This is a genomic window from Leucobacter chromiireducens (genome assembly GCF_003917135.1).
Taxonomy (GTDB): Bacteria; Actinomycetota; Actinomycetes; order Actinomycetales; family Microbacteriaceae; genus Leucobacter; species Leucobacter chromiireducens_A.
Genome location: NZ_RPDI01000015.1, coordinates 34,924 through 54,590 on the forward strand (window position 1 = coordinate 34,924; position 19,667 = coordinate 54,590).

Annotated in this window: 19 protein-coding genes; 4 read left to right on the forward strand and 15 right to left on the reverse strand. The window is 72.0% G+C overall.

Going from position 1 to position 19,667, the window contains the following annotated elements:
- Window positions 1-22: 22 nt before the first annotated feature.
- The 6 genes from hisH to EGM46_RS08835 all read right to left on the reverse strand — a co-directional run bounded on the left by hisH (window position 23) and on the right by EGM46_RS08835 (window position 4,783).
- Window positions 23-670 carry an imidazole glycerol phosphate synthase subunit HisH gene (hisH, locus tag EGM46_RS08810; RefSeq protein WP_125099788.1) on the reverse strand — a complete coding sequence of 216 codons (648 nt, stop codon included), beginning with the start codon at window positions 668-670 and terminating at the stop codon, window positions 23-25.
- Window positions 667-1,275 (reverse strand): imidazoleglycerol-phosphate dehydratase HisB, encoded by a 609-nt coding sequence (hisB, locus tag EGM46_RS08815; RefSeq protein WP_125099789.1) that lies wholly within the window; start codon window positions 1,273-1,275, stop codon window positions 667-669. Before hisB ends, hisH begins: the two co-directional genes overlap by 4 nt.
- 25 nt (window positions 1,276-1,300) lie before the next feature.
- Window positions 1,301-2,122 (reverse strand): cytochrome c biogenesis CcdA family protein, encoded by an 822-nt coding sequence (locus EGM46_RS08820; RefSeq protein ID WP_125099790.1) that lies wholly within the window; start codon window positions 2,120-2,122, stop codon window positions 1,301-1,303.
- A 55-nt stretch (window positions 2,123-2,177) separates the two neighbouring features.
- Complete coding sequence (locus EGM46_RS08825) at window positions 2,178-2,963, reverse strand: DsbA family protein (protein WP_125099791.1); 786 nt, start codon at window positions 2,961-2,963, stop codon at window positions 2,178-2,180.
- A 192-nt stretch (window positions 2,964-3,155) separates the two neighbouring features.
- A complete protein-coding gene (locus EGM46_RS08830; RefSeq protein WP_125099792.1) occupies window positions 3,156-4,238 on the reverse strand; it encodes a histidinol-phosphate transaminase in 1,083 nt (360 codons plus the stop codon).
- A 68-nt stretch (window positions 4,239-4,306) separates the two neighbouring features.
- Window positions 4,307-4,783 carry a LysM peptidoglycan-binding domain-containing protein gene (locus EGM46_RS08835; RefSeq protein WP_241156253.1) on the reverse strand — a complete coding sequence of 159 codons (477 nt, stop codon included), beginning with the start codon at window positions 4,781-4,783 and terminating at the stop codon, window positions 4,307-4,309.
- A gap of 259 nt (window positions 4,784-5,042) precedes the next feature.
- On the opposite strand from EGM46_RS08835, the gene lexA reads away from it, so the two are divergent.
- The 3 genes from lexA to lipA all read left to right on the forward strand — a co-directional run bounded on the left by lexA (window position 5,043) and on the right by lipA (window position 7,525).
- Window positions 5,043-5,708: a transcriptional repressor LexA gene (gene lexA, locus EGM46_RS08840; protein WP_125099793.1), complete on the forward strand. Its 666-nt coding sequence runs from the start codon at window positions 5,043-5,045 to the stop codon at window positions 5,706-5,708.
- An 87-nt stretch (window positions 5,709-5,795) separates the two neighbouring features.
- Window positions 5,796-6,509 carry a lipoyl(octanoyl) transferase LipB gene (gene lipB / locus EGM46_RS08845; protein WP_125099794.1) on the forward strand — a complete coding sequence of 238 codons (714 nt, stop codon included), beginning with the start codon at window positions 5,796-5,798 and terminating at the stop codon, window positions 6,507-6,509.
- Window positions 6,506-7,525, forward strand: a complete 1,020-nt coding sequence (lipA, locus tag EGM46_RS08850) for a lipoyl synthase (protein WP_241156254.1) — start codon at window positions 6,506-6,508, stop codon at window positions 7,523-7,525. Before lipB ends, lipA begins: the two co-directional genes overlap by 4 nt.
- 178 nt (window positions 7,526-7,703) lie before the next feature.
- Here lipA and EGM46_RS08855 read toward each other — a convergent pair whose 3' ends face one another.
- From EGM46_RS08855 to hflX, 4 genes are all read right to left on the reverse strand, one after another.
- The gene (locus EGM46_RS08855) at window positions 7,704-8,609 is read right to left on the reverse strand and encodes a methylenetetrahydrofolate reductase (protein WP_125099795.1); all 906 of its coding nucleotides are present in this window, start codon (window positions 8,607-8,609) and stop codon (window positions 7,704-7,706) included.
- Entirely contained in the window at window positions 8,606-9,889 is a 1,284-nt protein-coding gene (locus EGM46_RS08860; protein WP_241156255.1) for a hypothetical protein, read from the reverse strand. The genes EGM46_RS08855 and EGM46_RS08860 overlap by 4 nt, the downstream gene beginning before the upstream one ends.
- Window positions 9,890-9,891: 2 nt before the next feature.
- Window positions 9,892-12,252, reverse strand: a complete 2,361-nt coding sequence (metE, locus tag EGM46_RS08865; protein ID WP_125099796.1) for a 5-methyltetrahydropteroyltriglutamate--homocysteine S-methyltransferase — start codon at window positions 12,250-12,252, stop codon at window positions 9,892-9,894.
- Between the two features lie 230 nt (window positions 12,253-12,482).
- Complete coding sequence (gene hflX / locus EGM46_RS08870) at window positions 12,483-14,051, reverse strand: GTPase HflX (protein ID WP_125099797.1); 1,569 nt, start codon at window positions 14,049-14,051, stop codon at window positions 12,483-12,485.
- Window positions 14,052-14,182: 131 nt separating this feature from the next.
- On the opposite strand from hflX, the gene EGM46_RS08875 reads away from it, so the two are divergent.
- Window positions 14,183-14,797, forward strand: a complete 615-nt coding sequence (locus EGM46_RS08875; protein ID WP_125099798.1) for a class I SAM-dependent methyltransferase — start codon at window positions 14,183-14,185, stop codon at window positions 14,795-14,797.
- On the opposite strand, the gene dapF is transcribed toward EGM46_RS08875, so the two are convergent.
- The 5 genes from dapF to EGM46_RS08900 all read right to left on the reverse strand — a co-directional run bounded on the left by dapF (window position 14,794) and on the right by EGM46_RS08900 (window position 19,667).
- Window positions 14,794-15,675, reverse strand: a complete 882-nt coding sequence (gene dapF, locus EGM46_RS08880) for a diaminopimelate epimerase (protein ID WP_125099799.1) — start codon at window positions 15,673-15,675, stop codon at window positions 14,794-14,796. The genes EGM46_RS08875 and dapF overlap by 4 nt on opposite strands.
- A 33-nt stretch (window positions 15,676-15,708) precedes the next feature.
- On the reverse strand, window positions 15,709-16,137 hold the full coding sequence (locus EGM46_RS08885; RefSeq protein WP_125099800.1) for a GNAT family acetyltransferase: 429 nt from the start codon (window positions 16,135-16,137) through the stop codon (window positions 15,709-15,711).
- A 71-nt stretch (window positions 16,138-16,208) separates the two neighbouring features.
- Window positions 16,209-17,129 (reverse strand): tRNA (adenosine(37)-N6)-dimethylallyltransferase MiaA, encoded by a 921-nt coding sequence (miaA, locus tag EGM46_RS08890; protein ID WP_125099801.1) that lies wholly within the window; start codon window positions 17,127-17,129, stop codon window positions 16,209-16,211.
- Window positions 17,126-18,667, reverse strand: a complete 1,542-nt coding sequence (miaB, locus tag EGM46_RS08895) for a tRNA (N6-isopentenyl adenosine(37)-C2)-methylthiotransferase MiaB (protein WP_125099802.1) — start codon at window positions 18,665-18,667, stop codon at window positions 17,126-17,128. The genes miaA and miaB overlap by 4 nt, the downstream gene beginning before the upstream one ends.
- Window positions 18,668-18,716: 49 nt before the next feature.
- Complete coding sequence (locus tag EGM46_RS08900) at window positions 18,717-19,667, reverse strand: regulatory protein RecX (protein WP_125099803.1); 951 nt, start codon at window positions 19,665-19,667, stop codon at window positions 18,717-18,719.

Here is a 19,667-nt window from a genome sequence, read left to right on the forward strand (position 1 = left end):
TGTGATGTGCTCCTTGTGTGGGTCAGAACGTCGCGATCCAGTTGCGCAGCAGCTGGATCCCGGCTTCGCCGGACTTCTCCGGGTGGAACTGTGTGGCTGAGAGCGGGCCGTTCTCGACCGCGGCGATGAATCGCTCACCGTGCTCGGCCCAGGTGACGCGCGGCTTCGTCGCGGCGCTGCGGCCCTCGATCGACCACTCGGTTGCGGCGTTGGAGTGGACGAAGTAGAACCGCTCGTCGGAGATCCCGGCGAACAGCTGCGAGTCGGCGGGGGCCTCGACGGTGTTCCACCCCATGTGCGGCAGCACCGTGGCGTGCAGCTCGCGCACCGTGCCCGGCCACTGATCCAGTCCTGCGGTCTCGATCCCGCGCTCGATCCCGCGCTCGAACATGACCTGCAGGCCGACGCAGATGCCGAGCACCGGCCGACCGCCGGCGAGGCGCCGGTCGATCAGCTCGTCGCCGCGCACGGCGGTGAGCTGCTGCATCACGGCGTCGAACGCGCCGACGCCGGGCACCAGCAGGCCATCGGCGGACTGCACGGCGCGCGGATCGCGGGTCAGCTCAACCTCGGCGCCGGCCGCGGCGAGCGCTTTCACCGCCGAGTGCACGTTGCCCGAGCCGTAGTCGAGCACGGCGACGCGTGGGCTCGCGCCCGCGGCTGCGGTCACAGCGCGCCCTTCGTGGAGGGCACCCCGGTGACGAGCGGGTCGAGCGCCTTCGCCTGGCGGAACGCGCGCGCGAACGCCTTGAACTCCGCCTCGGCGATGTGGTGCGGATCGCGCCCCTCGATCAGCGTGAGGTGCACGGTGAGCCGCGCGTTCAGCGTCAGCGCCTCGAAGAAGTGGCGCACCATCGAACCGGTGTAGTGCCCGCCGATGAGGTGGAATTCGAAGCCGGCCGGCTCCCCCGAGTGCACGAGGTAGGGCCGCCCGGAAATGTCGACCACGGCCTGCGCGAGCGCCTCGTCGAGGGGCACGAGCGCGTCGCCGTAGCGCGAAATGCCGCGCTTGTCGCCGAGCGCAGCGAGGAGCGCCTGGCCGAGCAGGATCCCCGTGTCCTCGACGGTGTGGTGCACGTCGATCTCGACGTCCCCCTGCGCGCGGACCGTGAGGTCGGTGAGCGAGTGGCGCGCGAACGCCGTGAGCATGTGATCGAAGAACGGCACCCCGGTCTGAATGTCGGAGGCGCCGGTGCCATCGAGATCAAGGCTCAGGCTGATCTGCGACTCACTCGTCGAGCGCTCGAGCGAAGCAGTGCGTGTAGCTGCGGTCATACCGCCAGTCTATCCGGGTTCGCGATCAGCCCGCGGCCTGCCGCGCGCGCCGGCGCCGCAGCACGAACACGGTGAGCCACACGGCGACGAGCACCACGAACACGAGCGCGACGATCCAGCCGGGGACCGCGTTCGCCCACCCCATCACTCGCGCCTCGAGGTTCGCCTGCGCGGTGGCCCCGAGCACCCCGCCGAGCGAGGTGGTGCCCTGCGTGACGAGCAGCAGCACGCCGATCGCGACGGTCAGGAGCCCGCCGACGACGTTCGTCCACGCGTTGCGCCACTTCCCGATCACGAGCTCGCGCGGGCGCACGAGCTTCCGCACGCCGGGCATCCGATCCCAGAGCAGCGCGAGCAGCAGCAGTGGCACGGTCATACCAGCGGCGAACACGAGCAGCACGAGGCCACCGAGGAGCGCGTTCCCGCCGAACGCGGCGAACGCGAGCGCCGCGCCGAGCAGGGGCCCAGCGCACACCCCGGCCAGCCCATACACCGTGCCGAGGGCGAACACCGACGCGATCGACGCGCTGCGCACGCCCTGCTGCTGGATCACCCCGGGGAGGCGCACGCCGAGCGCCATCGCGAGCCCGAGCACGATCACGATCACCGAGGCGACCGTCACGAGCGCGAAGCGGTGCTGGTTCACCCAGGCGCCGAGCGTGCCGGCGAGCAGGCCGAGCGGCACGAGCGCGGTGGCGAGGCCGAGAAAGAACACGCCGGTGCGCGCGAACAGCGCGCCGGGGCTCGAGAACGCGTACGCGAAGAACGCGGGGAGGAGCATCACGGAGCACGGGCTGAGGAGGGTCAGCATCCCGCCGAGGAATGCGCCGAGCAGGCTGAGCGACATTAGGCGATCACCGGCCGGCCGCCGCGCGGGCGGTGGTGAACGCTCGCCGCCCGAATCACTGTGCGGCGTCCACTGCCTCGTCGAGCAGGGTGCGGAAGGTGTCGACCGGCTGCGCCCCGCTCAGGGCCTGGCCGTCGACCGCGAAGAACGGCACGCCGGTGACGCCGAGCTGCTGCGCCTGCGCGGTGCTCGCGGCGACCGCGTCCTGCAGGTCCGTGCGCGCGAGGTCCGACTCGAACTGCGCGAGGTCGGCAACGCCGACCTGCTTCGCGAAGGCGATCAGCTCCTCGGTCGGCAGCTCGGGGTGCCCGCTCTCGGGGGCCGCCTCGTAGACCGCCCGCACGAACTCCGCGTACTTGCCCTGCTCGCCGGCCGCGCGGGCGGCGACCGCCGCGCGCGCCGACTGCTCTCCGAAGAAGGCGACGTCGTGGAACTCGATGCGCACCTTGCCGGTGTCCACGTACTCCTCGATGAGCACGGGGAGGGTGTCGCGCGTGTAGACCGCGCAGAAGGGGCAGCGGAAGTCGATCCACTCGCTCATCACCACGGGCGCGTCGACATCGCCGATGGCCATCGCGTCGGCGGGATCGCGGCGCTCGATACTCGTGGCATCAGGCTGGCCGGCGCCCTCCCCTGCCCCGTCCGCTGGCGCGGAGTCGCCTGCGCCCGCGCTGCCGCTTGCACCGGTGTTCCCGCCGGCGCCGGTGCCCTGCGCGAGCTGCACCCCGCCGAACACGAGGCCGATCGCTGCGAGCGCGCCGAGGGCGACGTTGAGCGTGCGTGAGCGGCGGAGCTTGCGCTCAAGCTCGTGGCGAGGAAGGGCTTCGGGTGGCTGGGACATACTCCCAGGCTATCCGGATGCGCAGCAACACCCTCAACCGTCTCCCAGGAAACCCCCGGGCCCGCCCCGGGCGCCGCCCGACCCCGACCCTGACCCCAGCGCTCCCCCGCACAAAGTGTGACTCCGGGCCGGATCAGCCCCCGGATACCGGATCAGAGTCTCACCAATCCGCTCGGAGGGATCGGGAGACGATCAGGCGCCGCCCGGGCCGAGCTGCGCGATCGCCTCGATGAGCGTGCTCGTCTCAGCGTGGGTGCCCGCGGTCATGCGCAGGTGCCCGGGAACGCTGAGGTTGCGGATCAGGATCCCCTGCGCGCGGAGCGCGGCGAACGTCGCGCCGGGGTCGGCGAAGCCGCCGACCAGGAGGAAGTTCGCGCCCGAGGGGTGCACGGTGTATCCGAGCTCGGTCAGCGCCGCGGCGAGCCGGTCGCGTTCGGTGCGGATCTCGGCGACGGCGCCGAGCATGGCGTCCGAGTGCCGCAGCGCGGCGGTGGCGGCGGCCTGCGTCAGTGCGGACAGGTGGTACGGGAGCCGAACGAGTCGGAGCGCGTCGATCACGGCTGCGTCCGCGGCGAGGTATCCCAGGCGCACCCCGGCGAACGCGAAGGCCTTGCTCATTGTGCGCGAGACGAGGAGCCGGGGACGGCCGGGGAGCAGCGCGACCGCGCTCTCGGTCTCCGCGTCGAACTCCTGGTAGGCCTCGTCCACGATCAGGATGCCATCGAACGCGTCGTACGCCGCGCGGATGACCTCGCGGTCGAGCACCGTGCCCGTTGGGTTGTTCGGGCCGCACAGCACCACGATGTTGGGCCGGTGCTCGGCGATGGCGGCGGTGACGAGCTCCGGCGTGAGCGCGTAGTCCGCGGGCCGGGGAACGTCGATCCACTCGGTATCGGTGCCAGCGGCGAGCAGCGGGTACATCGAATAGGTGGGGCTGAAGCTGAGGAGCGAGCGGCCGGGACCACCGAACGCCTGGAGCACCTGCTGCAGCACCTCGTTGGAGCCGTTCGCTGCCCAGAGCTGCTCGGGCGTCAGCCCGTGCCCCAGGTAGTCCGCGAGCGCCGCGCGCAGCCCCATGAACTCACGGTCGGGGTAGCGGTTCACCCCGCTCACGGCCTCCGCGAGTGCTGAGACGATGTCCGCGACGACCTCGTCGGGGATGGGGTGGGTGTTCTCGTTGACGTTCAGGCTGACGGGAACCGGATCCTGCGGTGCACCGTAGGGCTCTTGCCCGACAAGGTTGTCGCGGAGTGGAAGATCACTGAGGCTGGTCACCACACCAGTCTAGTTTCGAATCGTGGAGCTCAGCGCCACGCCCGGGCGCGAACCACACCAGACGATGGCTACGCGGACAGCCCCAGCTCGGCTGCGGGGATGGTCCGGGGGTCATCGGCATACCGCAGCGGCACCGCGAGCGGCTGACCAGCGTCGATGCCCGACTCAGTCAGCTGGTTCAGCTGCACGATCTCGCTCACCAGGTCGCGAGGGTCAGCCGACGGGTCGAGCTGCGTCGCGATCTCCCAGAGCGAGGACCCTGGCGTGACGACGACGTAGGAGAACTCCTGCCCAGCGCCGGCCTCGTCGGAGGCACTGGCCTGCGGAGCCACAAATGTGGCGAGCAGCGCAAGCGCACCAGCGACGAGCACGGTCGCAAGTGCACCGAGCACGACGCGGCCGCGTCGCGTCAAACGGAGCCGCGTGCGCACCTGCGCAGCCGCGGAATCAGAGAGGAACCGATCGGAGGCACCGAACGGGTGAGCCTCCGGGGCGATCGACGCAGTTGCGCTCATGCGGGATCCGGTGAGGGTCGTAGCACTCATGGGACTTCCTTTCGTCGCGACGCCCGCTCAGGCCGGCGCCGTGCGAACATCTGTTTCGAATATATCTTCGAGTCTTCGAAACCGCAAGCCCATATTCGAAGATCAGTTTCGATCTTTTCGAACGACACTCGAACAGATGTTTGCCTCTGCTCTGTTCGCGCGACTAGGGTTTCGTTCAACGCGATCACTGAACCAGACACCACCGACATTCAGTACTCCACGCCCCCAGCACTGCCCCTCCGGGCCCGAAAGGACAGCCATGAGCGACGCCGCAGCGCCACAGCCCCGGAAGCCCCTGAGCGAGAAGCAGCAGGCAATCCTCGAGTACATCGCGCGCTCGGTCGAGTCGCGCGGTTACCCGCCCAGCATGCGAGAGATCGGAGACGCAGTCGGACTCTCCTCCCTCTCGAGCGTCACGCACCAGCTCAGCCGTCTCGAACTCGGCGGCTACATCCGCAGGGACCCCAATCGTCCGCGCGCTCTCGAGATCCTCATCGAACTGGCGAGCACGAGCGACGCGCTCGCCGACGCCCCCAACCAGCAGGTCGAGGAGGCGGCCTACGTCCCGCTTGTTGGCCAGATCGCGGCGGGCGTGCCCATCACGGCCGACCAGCAGGTCGAGGAGATCGTTCCACTCCCCCGCCAGCTCGTCGGCGATGGCCAGCTCTTCATGCTCCGCGTCGTCGGCGAGTCCATGATCGACGCGGCCATCTGCGACGGCGACTTCGTGGTCGTGCGCCAGCAGCGCGAGGCTGAGAACGGGGACATCGTCGCCGCCATGCTCGACGGCGAGGCCACGGTCAAGGTGTTCCGCCGCCGCGACGGCCACACGTGGCTCCTCCCGCGCAACAGCGCATTCGAGCCCATCGTCGGCGATCACGCAGAGGTGCTCGGCAAGGTGGTCGCCGTGTTCCGCTCCGTGTAACCGGAAGACCCCAGGCCACCCCGAACCCCGGGGTGGCCTTTTTTGCCCACATTGATTTGTTAAACTCGGTCCATCTATAGTGGCGGCATGACCGCAGACACCGCCTCCCGCCCGCCAAACGCGCGCACCCCTCACGACCGAGCGCCGATCCCGGCCTGCGCGCCAAGCCCTGGGCTCCGCGTCATCGGGCTCGACTCCGAGCCCGTGCCCTACGCGCGCGGCCTCGCCCTCCAGCGCGAGGCCGCCGCACGCCTCGCCGCGCACACCGATCACGGCACGCTGATTCTGCTGGAGCACGAGGCCGTGTTCACGGCCGGGCGCCGCTCGACTCCCGACGAGTATCCGCGTGACGGCACCCCGGTGATCCCCGTCGACCGGGGCGGCCGCGTGACCTGGCACGGCCCCGGCCAGCTCGTCGCTTACCCCATCGTGCGGCTGGCCACCGGCGTCGGCGTCGTTGATTGCGTCCGCGCGCTCGAGGAGGCGCTCCTCGCGACCGCAGCGGCGTTCGGGGTACACGGGCACCGGGTCGACGGGCGCAGCGGCGCGTGGGCCAGACCCGACGCCCCCGTCAAGTTCGCCCAGGTGGGCATCCACGCGAGCGCGGGGATCATCACGCACGGCGTCGCGCTCAACTGCAGCAACGCGCTCGCGCCGTTCGCCCAGTTCGTTCCGTGCGGCATCACCGACGCCGGCGTCAGCTCGCTCAGCGAACTCGCGGGAACGACGATCACCCCGGCGGACGCAGCGCCGATCCTGCGCACCGAACTGCGCAGCGCGCTCGCGGAGCTCACCGCATGAGCGCGCGCATGCTCCCGTCGACCGGAACGAGGCCCGAGCCCGAGGGGCGCAAGCTGCTGCGCGTTGAGGCCCGCAACGCCGAGACCCCCATCGAGCGCAAGCCCGAGTGGATCAAGACGCGCGCCCGCTCCGGCCCCGAATACCAAGCAGTGCGGGATCTCGTCGCCGCCGAAGGCCTCCACACCGTGTGCAAGGAAGCCGGCTGCCCGAATATCTCCGAGTGCTGGGAGGACCGCGAGGCCACCTTCCTGATCGGCGGGGCGATCTGCACGCGGCGCTGCGACTTCTGCATGATCAGCTCAGGCAAGCCGCTCCCGCTCGACACCGACGAGCCGAGACGCGTCGCGGAGTCCGTTCGCACAATGGGGCTCCGCTACGCCACCATCACCGGCGTGACGCGCGACGATCTGCCCGACACCGGCGCGTGGCTCTACGCGGAGACGATCCGGCAGATCCACGAGCTGAACCCGGGATCCGGGGTCGAGGTGCTCGTCGACGACCTCGGCGGGCGGCCGGACGGGCTGGCGCAGGTGTTCGCGGCGAAGCCCGAGGTGTTTGCGCACAACCTAGAGACCGTGCCGCGCATCTTCCGGCGGATCCGGCCGGGCTTCCGCTACGAGCGCTCGCTCGAGGTCCTCGCGGAGGGGCAGCGCGCCGGCATGGTCACGAAGTCGAATCTCATCCTCGGGATGGGCGAAACGCGTGCGGAGGTTTCGGACACCATGCGCGAGCTCCGCGACGCCGGCTGCGACATCCTGACGCTCACGCAGTACCTCCGGCCGTCGAGCCTGCACCACCCCATCGATCGGTGGGTGCGGCCGGAGGAGTTCACGGAACTCAAAGCGGAGGCGCAGGCGCTCGGTTTCGCCGGGGTGCTCGCGGGGCCGCTCGTGCGCTCCTCCTACCGGGCCGGCCGGCTCTGGGCCGAGACCATGCTGCGCACGGGTCGCGAGGTGCCCGAGCAGCTGCGGCACCTCGCGGAGCGCGCGGCCGCGGACTTCCCGCAGGCGGTGTGACCCCGCGGGGTGCGGGCCCGCGCTGCGCCTGCGCCCACTCACTTCCCCTGCACCCTCTCATTTCCCTCGGAGAAATCTGGGATCTCGGAGCCTTTCGGCCGAGAGGCTCCGAGATCCCAGATTTCTCCGCGCGTTGTGGGGCGCGGGCGGCCCGGCACGTGCGCGCGGGCACGCCTCCCTAGCGCAGCGGCGACGGGGTGAGCAGGTTCAGCTCACGCAGCACCGCGAGCACCTGCTCGTGCCGGTTGAACGTGTAGAGGTGCACGGACGGCGCGCCGCCAGCGAGCAGCTCACGGGCGAGCTGCACGGTGTGCTCCACCCCGAGCTCGGGGGCGTACCCGCCGGCCTCGGCGAGCTCCGCGGCGAGCAGCCCGGGCGCAGGCCGCCCGGCGAGCTGCGCCACTTTCCGCAGCTGCGCGCTCGTCGACACCGGCATCAGCCCGGGCAGCACGGGGATCCGCAGCCCGGCCGCGCGCGCCTCGTCGACGAACCCGAGGTACTCGTCGGCTTCGAAGAAGAGCTGCGTGATCGCGAACTGCGCGCCGGCCTCCTGCTTCGCGATCAGCCACTCGATGTCTTCGGCTCGGGATCGCGACAGCGGGTGCCCGTTCGGGTACGCGGCGACCGCGGTGCGGCCGACGCTCGTGAGCGCTGGCCGCTCGGTGCGCGCCTCGGCGACGAGTTCGACGAGTTCGAGCGCAGACAGCGAGCCGGCCACCTCGGAGTCAGCCTCCGTGCGCCCGCGCGGTGGGTCGCCGCGCAGCGCGAGGAAGTCGTGCACGCCGGCGTCCATGATGCCGTGGATCGCCTGCCGCACCGCGTCGCGGGACTCCCCCACCGTCGTGAGGTGCGCGAGCGGCAGCGCGTCGGTGTGATCACGGAGGTACTTCAGCAGGTCGACCGACGCGTCACGGTTCGACCCGTTCGCGCCGTACGTCACGGAGATGAAGTCGGGCCCTGCCGCCGACAGGTGCTGCACCGCGTGCCCGAGGGCGAGCGCGGCGGCGCCGCTGCGCGCGGGGAACACCTCGAACGAGAAGCGCGCACGCGTCGGCGCACTGCCGGTCAACAGCTCGGGGCTCATGCCTGTCCTCCGTCGTGCGCGGGCGTGCCGGTCGCGCCGTACCCAGCGTACGAGACGCCGGAGCCGGCGAGCCCTGCGCTGCCCGCGAGCTCGTCAGCGGCGAGCGCGGTGCCGCGCACGCGCGCGGCGATCTTGGCGAACGCGACATCGCGCGCGAAGTCCGGGGAGCCGTGCCGCGGCTTCTCGTCGATCAGGTACGGCGAGAAACCGCAGTCGTCGGTCGAGCCGAGCAGCTCGGCCGGGATGAACCGTGCGGCACGCACGAGCTGATCCCGCACCTGCTCGGCGGTCTCGAGCTTCGGGTTGGTCGGGTTCGTGACGCCGAGCAGCACCCGAGGTACCGCGCCGCCGCTCCCGGCTTCGGCTGCCGCCCTGGCCCGCCCGCGCAGCTGCCTGCCGACGAGGCGCGCCACCCGGTCCGGCTCCTGCTCCCCCGCCGCCTGCACGAGGAAGTAGCCGGCCTCGATCTGGAACAGCTCGGGGAGCAGCTCGGCGTAGTCGACGTCGGCGCTGTGCGCCGAGTCGTTGTCGTTGCCCGGGCAGGTGTGCACGCCAACCGCGGCGCGCTCCGCGTCGCTCAGCTGATCCAGCACCCGGTTGATGAGCTCGATGAACCCGCCGAGCGCCTGCGGGCCGGCCCAGGGGGCGCGCAGGTCGCGCCGGAGCGCGAGCCGCCCCTCGGTGAAGTCGATCGAGACGCGCGAGGCGCCGGCCGCGAACGAGCGGCGGATGTCCTCGGCGCAGCCGGCGACCACGTCGGCGAGGAAGTCCTCACGGCCGTAGTCGCCGAGCCCGTGCTCCGGCACCATGAGCGAGAGCATCGACGGCGAGATGACCGCCTGCTTCAGCGGCAGATCGGTGAGTTCACGCGCGGCGGCGAGATCGTCGGCCGCCCACGCCTGGAAGCGGAACGGCGCGCGCGCGAGGCTCGGGATGACCCGGTGATGCCCATCGGCGAACACCGCGAACACGGGCCCCGCCGAGAGGTCCTCGGTGCCGAGCGGGTAGCTCGCGAAGCTCTCGCGGCGCTGCTCCCCGTCGCCGACGATCGGGGATCCGGTCGCGGCGAAGCGCTCGATGGTGTCGGCGACGGCGCGATCCTGCTCGGCGCGGAGCTCCGCCGTGGTGGCGAGGCCCGTGTCGGCGTCGAGCACCACGCGCTGCAGGCTGGCCGGGCGCGGCAGGGAGCCGACCGCCTCCGTGGGGAGGCCGTCGGCTGGCCAGGGCGCGGCCGGGCTGAGGTGTGCGTGCGCCGCAGCGCCGACCGCCCCCTGCGCCACGACTACGCTCCGCGGACGGCCCGCGCCGCCTGCACCAGGTTCGTGAGGCTCGCCACGGTCTCCTCGTAGCCGCGGGTCTTGAGCCCGCAGTCGGGGTTCACCCAGAGCTGCTCGCCAGGGATCCGCGCGGCAGCGATCCGGATCAGCTCCTCCTGCTCGGCAGCGCTCGGCACGCGCGGTGAGTGGATGTCGTAGACGCCAGGGCCGATGCCGCGCGAGTAGCCGTGGTCGCCCAGCGGGTCGACGACATCCATGCGGCTGCGTGCCGCCTCGATGCTCGTCACGTCGGCGTCGAGCCCGTCGACGGCGTCGATGATCTCACCGAACTCGGAGTAGCAGAGGTGGGTGTGGATCTGCACGTCGCTCGCGGCGCCGCTCGTCGCGAGGCGGAACGAGCCAACCGACCAGTCGAGGTACGCGGCCTGGCGGTCGGCGTCGAGCGGCAGCAGCTCGCGGAGCGCCGGCTCGTCGACCTGCACGATCTTGATGCCCGCGGCGACGAGGTCGTCGATCTCGTCGCGGAGCGCGAGGGCGACCTGCTCGGCGGTGTCCGCGAGCGGCTGGTCGTCGCGCACGAACGACCAGGCGAGGATCGTCACGGGGCCCGTGAGCATGCCCTTCACCGGCTTCTCGGTGAGCGACTGCGCGTACGCCGACCACGCGACCGTCATGGGCGCCTGCCGCGAAACGTCGCCCCACAGGATCGACGGCCGCGTCGCGCGGGTGCCGTACGATTGCACCCAGCCGTTCTCGGTCACCGCGAAGCCGTCGAGCAGCTCGGCGAAGTACTGCACCATGTCGTTGCGCTCGGCCTCGCCGTGCACGAGGACGTCGAGCCCGATCTCCTCCTGCAGGCGGATCACCCGCGCGATCTCCTCGCGCAGGAAGCCGTCGTAGGCGTCCTGGTCGATCTCGCCGCGGCCGAAGGCGGCACGCGCCTTGCGGATCTCCGTGGTCTGCGGGAACGAGCCGATCGTCGTGGTGGCGAGCTCGGGTACGCCGAGTTCGCGCTGCGCGTCGCGGCGCTCGCCCTCCGCGGCGCGGCTGCGGTCCGCCGCGGTGACGGCGGCAGCGCGCGAGCGCACGGCGGCGTCCGCGACGCCGGGCGCACCCGCCCGGTCGGCGAGCGCGGCATCGGTGTCGGCGAGCTCCGCTTCGATGGCCGCGGCGCCCTCCGCGAGGCCGCGGGCGAGCGTTGCCACCTGCGCAACCTTCTGGTCGGCGAACGCGAGCCACGACTTCAGGCGCGCGTCGAGCTGCGTCTCGTCGGCCACGTCGTGCGGCACGTGCTGCAGCGAGTTGGACGTGCCGATCACGGTCGCGATGCCGGCGTCCGCGAGCTGCTGCGCCTGCGCGAGCGCCGCGCGGAGGTCGGTGCGCCAGATGTTGCGGCCGTCGACCACGCCGGCGACGAGCTGCGTCCCGGCGAACGCGGCGGCGAGGGAGCCGTCGGCGAGCGCCGCGGCGGGCAGCGCGCCACGCACGAGGTCGGCCTGCACGGCCTCGACGGGCAGCGCGCCGAGCCGCGCGAGTGCTGCGGACGAGTCGCCGTAGGGCGCCGTGAGCAGGATCGCGGGGCGGTCGGTCCCCACCGCGCCCTGGCCGAGCACCCCGTACGCACGCTCGATCAGCGCGAGCACGTCAGCGCGCGGCACCGCGAGCGAGTCGGAGACGAGCGCCGGCTCGTCGAACTGCACCCAGGACGCGCCGCCTGCCGCGAGCGCGGACAGCAGCTCGGCGTAGACGCCAACGACCTCGTCGAGCCGGTCGATCGGGGCGAACCCCTCGGCCGCGCCCTCCGACGCCTTCGCGAGCAGCAGGTAGGTGACAGGGCCGACGATGACGGGGCGGGACTCGATGCCCTGCTCCGCGGCCTCGGCGAGCTGCGCGACGAGCGCCGAGGCGTTCGCGGCGAAGCTGGTGTCCTCGTCGATCTCGGGCACGCTGTAGTGGTAGTTCGTGTCGAACCACTTGGTCATCTCAAGCGGCTGGTGCGACTCGTCGCCGCGCGCCAGCGCGAAGTACGTTGCGAGGTCGTTCCCGGCCTCGGCGACGTCGGCGAAGCGGCTCGGGATCGCGCCGAGCGCGAGGGTGGCGTCGAGCACCTGGTCGTAGAAGCTGAAGCTCTCCGGCACGGCACCGCCGGCCGCGGGCAGCCCGAGCTCGACGAGGCGGGCGCGGGTGGCGGCGCGCAGCTCGCGCGCGGTGTCCTGCAGCTGCGCCTCCGAGCTGTTGCCCTTCCAGAACGACTCGACCGCGCGCTTGAGCTCGCGGCGACGGCCGATGCGTGGGTAGCCGAGGATGGTGGCCTGCGGCAGCGGCGCGGCGCCGTGCGGCGCTGCGGTGTGGGCGGGAGCGGTCATGGGGATCCTCCGGGAACGTGCGAGATGGGACCCGGCGGGTGCCCCGGGCTCTCACACGCTAACCGGCGGGAGGCCTCTGGCGCGCGCATGTTGCAGTGTGTGAATGACGCCGTGTGACGGCAAGCTACGCCGCGTTACGGCTCGCGTCGATCCCCAGCAGCGCGGGATCCGGGCCGAGCGCCGATCAGCCCCTGATCAGCGCGGGATCGGCCGTCCGCTCGGCCGTCCGCTCAACCGAGAAAGGGTGCGAGCTTGGCGTACATCTCCGAGGTCACGTACGCGCGCACGCGCGTGCCCTCTGCGACGTACTCGGTCTCGAGCACGCGGTTGCGCTCGTGCATCTCGGCGACGATCTCGCCCCGGTCGTACGGGACCACGACGGTGACCTCGCGGTCGGGGACGGGGAGCGCGGCATCGATCCTGCGCGCGAGCTCCTCGAGCCCCTCCCCGGTGCGCGCCGAGACGAACACGGCGTCGGAGACGAGCCCGTGCAGCACGAGCCGCTGCGAGTCGTCGATCAGGTCCGACTTGTTGAAGGCCACGATCTCGGGGATGCCCTGGGCGTCGACCTCCGCGATGACCTCGCGCACCGTGCGCAGCTGGGCCTCGGGGTCCGGGTGCGAGCCATCGACCACGTGCAGGATCACGTCGGCCTCCCCCACCTCCTCGAAGGTGGAGCGGAAGGCCTCGACGAGCTGGTGCGGCAGGGCGCGCACGAAGCCGACCGTGTCGACGTAGGTGAAGCTGCGCCCATCGTCGGTCTCCGCGTGGCGCACCGCGGTGTCGAGCGTGGCGAACAGCTGGTTCTGCACGAACTCCTGGGTGCCGGTGAGGCGATTCAGCAGGCTCGACTTGCCGGCGTTCGTGTAGCCGGCGATCGCCACGGACGGCACCTCGCCGCGCTTGCGGTTCGCCCGCTTCGCCTCGCGGGCCGGCGCCATCTGCGCGATCTGCTTGCGCAGCTTCGACATGCGCGTGTGAATTTTACGGCGGTCGAGCTCCATCTTCGTCTCGCCTGGGCCGCGGGAGCCCATGCCAGCGCCGCCCGAACCGACCTGGCCGCCGGCCTGGCGCGACATCGACTCGCCCCAGCCGCGCAGGCGCGGGAGCAGGTACTGCAGCTGCGCGAGCTCGACCTGCGCCTTGCCCTCGCGGCTCTTCGCGTGCTGGCTGAAGATGTCGAGGATCACCGCGGTGCGGTCGATCACCTTCACTTTCACCACGTCCTCGAGCGCGCGCCGCTGCGACGGGGCGAGCTCGGTGTCGGCGACCACGGTGTCCGCGCCGACCGCGGCGACGAGCTCGGCGAGCTCCTGCGCCTTCCCCTTGCCGAGATACGTCGCGGGATCCGGGTTCTGCCTGCGCTGCAGGAGGCCGTCGAGCACGTTGGCGCCAGCGGTCTCCGCGAGGGCCGCGAGCTCACGCAGCGAGTTCTCGGCGTTCTCGGCGGACTTCTCCGAGTAGATCCCGATCAGCACCACGTTCTCGAGCCGCAGCTGGCGGTACTCGACCTCCGTGACGTCTTCGAGCTCGGTGGAGAGGCCCACCACGCGCTTGAGCGATGCGCGGTCCTCGCGCTCCATCCGGATCGCGTCAAGGTCTGCGCCGAGCTGATCGTGCGCCTCGTCGCCGAGCGCCTGCGCGCCGCCCGTCAGGTCGCGGATCACCGTCGCCGACTCCGCGCGCTCGGCGCGGCTCAGGAGGCGCGCGAGCGGATCCGAGGCCAGCGCCGCGGCGTCCTCGTGGCTCGACTCGTCGGTCACGACCTGGTCTGCATCTGCGGGAACACGTTTCGTCATCTGACCTCCAGTGTACGCCGGGCGCGTCCGCACCGCACCGGCCGTTCGCCGACGGCGCAGGCGCGCGCGACCCGGCGCGATCCGGCGCGGGCACGCACGATCCGGCACTCGCATGCTGCGATACTGGATCAGTGAGCGAGCACTACTTCTCCGAGACCCCCAGCGGTGACTTCCGGCCGCGCGAGATCGAGGTCGTCCTCGCTGGCGCGCCCCGCCGCGTGCAGACCGCCGGCGGCGTGTTCAGCCCCGAGCACCTCGATCGTGGCACGGAGATCCTGCTCCGCACCCTCGCGAAACTCGACGACGCCCGCCAGGGGCCGGTGCTCGACCTCGGCTGCGGCTGGGGCCCGATCGCGCTGTCCGCGGCGCTCAGCGATCCCGATCGAGCAGTCTGGGCCGTCGACGTGAACGCCCGCTCGCGCGAACTCACCGCGGAAAACGCCGCGCGGCTCGGCCTCGGCTCAGTGCGCGTCGCCGCGCCGGAGGACGTGCCGGAGGAGGTGCAGTTCGGGGAGATCCACTCGAACCCGCCGATCCGCGTCGGCAAGGAGGTGCTGCACGGCATGCTGCGGCAGTGGCTCCCCCGGCTCGCGCCCGGCGGCGCGGCGCACCTCGTCGTCGCGAAGCACCTGGGAGCCGGCTCCCTGCAGCGCTGGATCGCGGCCGAGTTCGCGGAGCTGTCGGTCGAGCGCGTCGCGCGCGACAAGGGCTTCCACGTGATCCGCGCGGAGCGCGCCGCGCGTTAGCGCTCCGGCAGCTCGATCTCGCCGGAGTACACGAGCTCCGCCGGCCCGTTGAGGGAGACGTGCTCCCCCTCCTCCGTGGGGAACATGCGCACGGCGAGGCGGCCGCCAGGCACGTCGACGCGCCAGTGGTTCGGCATGCCCTCGCCGCCCCAGTGGCGGAAGGCGAGCGCCGCGGCCGCGGTGCCCGTGCCGCACGACAGGGTCTCCCCGACCCCGCGCTCGTGCACGCGCATCCGGATGCGCGCCACCCCGTCGACCACGAGCGGATCCTCGGGCACCACGAACTCCACGTTCGCGCCGTCGGCGGGCGCCGGGTCGAGCCCCGGCGCGCGAGTGAGGTCGAGTCCCTCCAGTTCGGCCACGTGCGCGAGCGCCGTGACGATGTGCGGGTTGCCGAGGTCGATCCCGAGGCCGGGGCGCGCGACGGGCAGGCCGTGCGCGGCGACGAGCCGCTCGGGCGCGAGCCGCCAGCGCCCGAGATCCACGGTGTACCCCGACACCCCTGCGAGCACGTCCTTCACCCCCGCGCGCGTGCCGATCGGCAGGGTGTCGCGCCGCTCGGGGGCGACGAGGCCCTCCGTGATCAGGTAGTGCGCGTACACGCGGATGCCGTTGCCGCACATCTCGGCCGGCGTGCCGTCGGCGTTCCAGTAGTCCATGAACCACTCGGCCTCCGGCTCCTCCGCGAGGCTCGCCGCACCCTCGGGCAGCGCGCGCGAGCGCACCGCGCGGATCACGCCGTCGGCCCCGATCCCGAAGTGGCGGTCGCAGAGGAAGCGGATCTGCTCGGGCGTGAGCGTGATGTCACCCTCGGGGTCGGTGAAGAGCACGAAGTCGTTGCCCGTGCCGTGGCCCTTGGTGAACGCGAGGGTCGTCATGCCCTCCAGTGTACGCGCCGCCGCCAGGGCAACTCATGCCCCCGGCACGTCGAGGCGCTTTCCGCGCACCACGACGTCGGACCCCTCGTAGCCGAGCGCGTCGTAGTAGGACACCACGCCGGTGTTCTCGGAGCGCACCATCAGCTGCACTTTCGGGCAGCCCATCGCGGCGAGCCGCGCCTCAGCCTCGGCGACGAGCGCGCGGCCTATCCCCTCGCCGGCGCGCGCGGCATCGCTCGCGAGATAGTAGAGCCAGCCGCGGTGCCCGTCGTAGCCCGCCATCACCGAGCCGACGATCTCGCCGGCGGCCTCGGCGACGAGGAACAGCTCGGGCTGCACCCGGAGTTTCCGTGCGATGTCTGCGGCTGGGTCGTTCCACGGCCGGGTGAGGCCGCGCGCCTCCCACAGCGCGATGACCGCGCGAGTGTCCGGCTCGGCGAACTGGCGAATCGTGATCGGCATTCGGGGTGCTCCTGTTCCACTGCGACGACAAGTGATTCGGCGAAAGCCAGCCGGAATCCTCGGTTTCGGGCTTATGCAGGCCGAATCGCCCCGAGTTCCGGCAGCATACCCGGCGCGCGCCACTCGATCCCGGGGTAGCGCCTGAACCAGCTCACCTGCCGGCGCGCGTAGCGCCGCGTGAGCGCCTGCGTCTCGGCGATCGCCTCGGCCTCGCTCAGCTCCCCGCGGAGTTCGGCGAGCGCCTGCGCGTACCCGATCGCGCGCGACGCCGTCGGCCCGTGCTCGATACCGTGCGGGATCAGCGCGCGCACCTCAGCGAGCAGCCCGGCCTCCCACATCGCCGAAACGCGGGCGTCGAGCCGCGCCACGAGCTCGGCGCGCCCCACCTCGACCCCGAGGATCCGGGTCGCCGGGTGCCAGAGCTCAGGATCGGCCGGCAGCGTCGTGCGCGCGTCGCCCCCGAGCAGCGCAACCTCGAGGGCGCGCACCACGCGGCGGGGGTTCTGTGCGTCGACGCTCGCGGCCGTCTCGGGCGAGCGCTCGGCGAGCCTCGCGAGGAGTGGCGCGACGCCCCGCTCGGCGAGCTCCGCCTCGAGCTCAGCGCGCAGCGCCTCGTCGCGCGGCGGGAACTGGAAGTCGAAGATCACGCTCGACACGTAGAGTCCCGAACCGCCGACGAGGATCGCGTCGGCGCCGCGCGCGTGGATCCCAGCGATGGCGGCTCGCGCCTCCGGCTGGTACCACGCGACGGTGGCCTCCTCCGACGGTGCGAGCACGTCGAAGAGGTGGTGCGGGATCCCGCGCCGTTCGGCCGGCGGCAGCTTCGCCGTGCCGATGTCCATACCGCGGTAGAACTGCATCGCGTCGGCGTTCACGATCTCGGCGGCTCGACCGGTGGCCGCGAGCGCGTCGGCGAGGTCGAGCGACAGCGCCGACTTGCCGGTGCCCGTCGCGCCGACGACGGCCCAGAGGCGCGGCGGCGCGGCGCTCATCGGGTGCGGAGCGTCGGCAGCCCGAGGCTCACCGCGCGTGGGGCGGTGTCGCTCGCCGGGGCTGGCACGCCGCAGCTCTCGGCCTGGCGCCGATCCCACGCGTCGCCAGCGCGGGTGCGGCGCAGGCGGTACACGCCGGGCACCTCGTCGGCGATCACGAAGTGCGGCGCGGCGGAGGTCACCTGCACGGTGACGACGTCGCCGGGACGCGGCTCTTCCGCGCCCTCCGGCACGGCGAAGTGCACGAGCCGGTTGTCCTCGGCGCGGCCGGACAGGCGCCGCGTCGCCGAGTCCTTGCGCCCCTCGCTCACCGAGACGAGCACCTCCACCGCGCGGCCGATCTGCGCCTGGTTCTCCTCCAACGACAGCCGCTCCTGCAGCGCCATCAGCCGCTCGTAGCGCTCCTGGACGATCTCCTTGGGGATCTGGCCGTCCATCGTGGCCGCGGGGGTGCCAGGGCGGATCGAGTACTGGAAGGTGAACGCGCTCGCGAACCGGGAGGCCTCCACCACACGCAGCGTGTCCTGGAAGTCCTCCTCGGTCTCGCCGGGGAAGCCGACAATGATGTCCGTCGTGATCGCGGCGTGCGGGATCTGCTCGCGCACCGAGTCGAGGATGCCGAGGAACTTCTTCGACCGGTACGAGCGGCGCATTGCCTTGAGGACGGTGTCGGAGCCCGACTGCAGCGGCATGTGCAGCGACGGCATCACGTTGTGGGTCTCCGCCATGGCGGCGATCACGTCGTCGGTGAAGGCGGCCGGGTGGGGGCTCGTGAAGCGCACGCGTTCGAGGCCCTCGATCTCGCCCATCGCGCGGAGCAGCTTGCCGAAGGCCTGGCGGTCGCCGAACTCGACGCCGTAGGTGTTCACGTTCTGCCCGAGGAGGGTGACCTCGATGGCGCCATCATCGACGAGCGCCTGCACCTCGGCGAGGATGTCGCCGGGTCGGCGGTCCTTCTCCTTGCCGCGGAGCGCCGGCACGATGCAGAACGTGCAGGTGTTGTTGCAGCCGACGGAGATGGACACCCAGCCGCTCGACGCGGAGTCGCGCTTGGTGGGCAGGGTTGAGGGGAAGACCTCCAGCGCCTCGAGAATCTCGACCTGGGCTTCCTCGTTGTGTCGCGCGCGCTCCAGCATGGCCGGGAGCGAGCCCATGTTGTGCGTGCCGAACACGACGTCGACCCACGGCGCCTTCTCGACGATGGTGCCCTGGTCCTTCTGGGCGAGGCACCCGCCGACGGCGATCTGCATGCCGTCGCGGCCGCGCTTCACGCCGGCGAGGTGGCCGAGCTGACCGTACAGTTTGTTCGCGGCGTTCTCGCGCACGGCGCACGTGTTGATGACGATCACGTCGGCATCGGCCGGGTCGGTCGCAGCGATGTACCCAGCAGCGTCGAGTGAGCCGGAGAGGCGCTCGGAGTCGTGCACGTTCATCTGGCAGCCGAGCGTGCGCACGCTGTAGCTGCGCGGGGTGCCGTCCGGGCGCAGCGCCGCGGGTGACGGGGAGATCACGGTGGGTTCTGCCGATGCAAGACTCATGGCTTCAGTTTACCGGCGCGCTGCGGGGCGAACTGCGCTGGCCGCGTGGCTACTGGAATCGCACGCCGCTGCCGCGCCCGGTGCGGCTCCCGCCGCGGCCGGTGCCGTCGAGCGCTTCGCGCACGGCTCGCGAGGCGGGCTCGCCCGACCAGCCGCGCCGCGCGAGGAAGCCGAGCAGGCGGCGCTCAGCGACGGAGCGTTCGAGCCCGCCAAGCTTCGCGGCGCGCGCGATCGCCGCCTCACGCAGCAGCGAGAACTCCTCGTCGTCGTCGAGCTCGCCGAGCGCGGCCTCGATGACGGCGTCGGGGAGGCGCCGCTCGCGCAGCTTCACCCGGATCTGCGAGCGGCTGGCACGCTTCGAGTCGCGCAGCTTCTCGGTGACCGCGCGGGCGAGCCCCGCGTCGTCGAGGTAGAGCCGCTCCTCGAACTCCGCAATCACGACGTCGACCTCGCTCGCGGCGTGATCGAGGCGCAAGAGCTCCTCCCGCAGCTCACCGCTCGAACGCGCGCGGCGCGCAAGCAGGCGGACGCCGTCCTCGTGCGCTTCCTGCAGCGCGGTGTCCGTTTGCTCGGCCGCGTGCTCCGATGCGAACTCAGCCGCGTGCCCGGAATCTGGTTCGGCGGCCGCGGCGGCCGGCGCGACGCGGTACTCCGGCGTACCGGCCGACCCGCGCCCAGGCTGCGCGGCGCGGGCGAGATCGCTCGCGCGCGTGAGGTGGTCACCGAGCGCGGAGATCACGGCGGTGCGGCCGCCCCGCGCGCCCTCAGCCTTTGCCGCAGCGGGCACTGGCTCGGGCTCGGACTCGGGCTCGCGCTCGTCCGAGCCGCCCAAGTCCGGGTCATCCAAGTCCGAAACACCCTGCTCCGTGGCGCGCGACGGGTCCGCCCACGCGCGCTGGCGCAGCATGCCGCGCAGCTCGATGACCTCGGCGAGATCCCCCCGGTCGGGCCCCGCCCCCGCGGCGGGGTCGCCGGGGGGCGGGAGGAAACGGACCGCCAT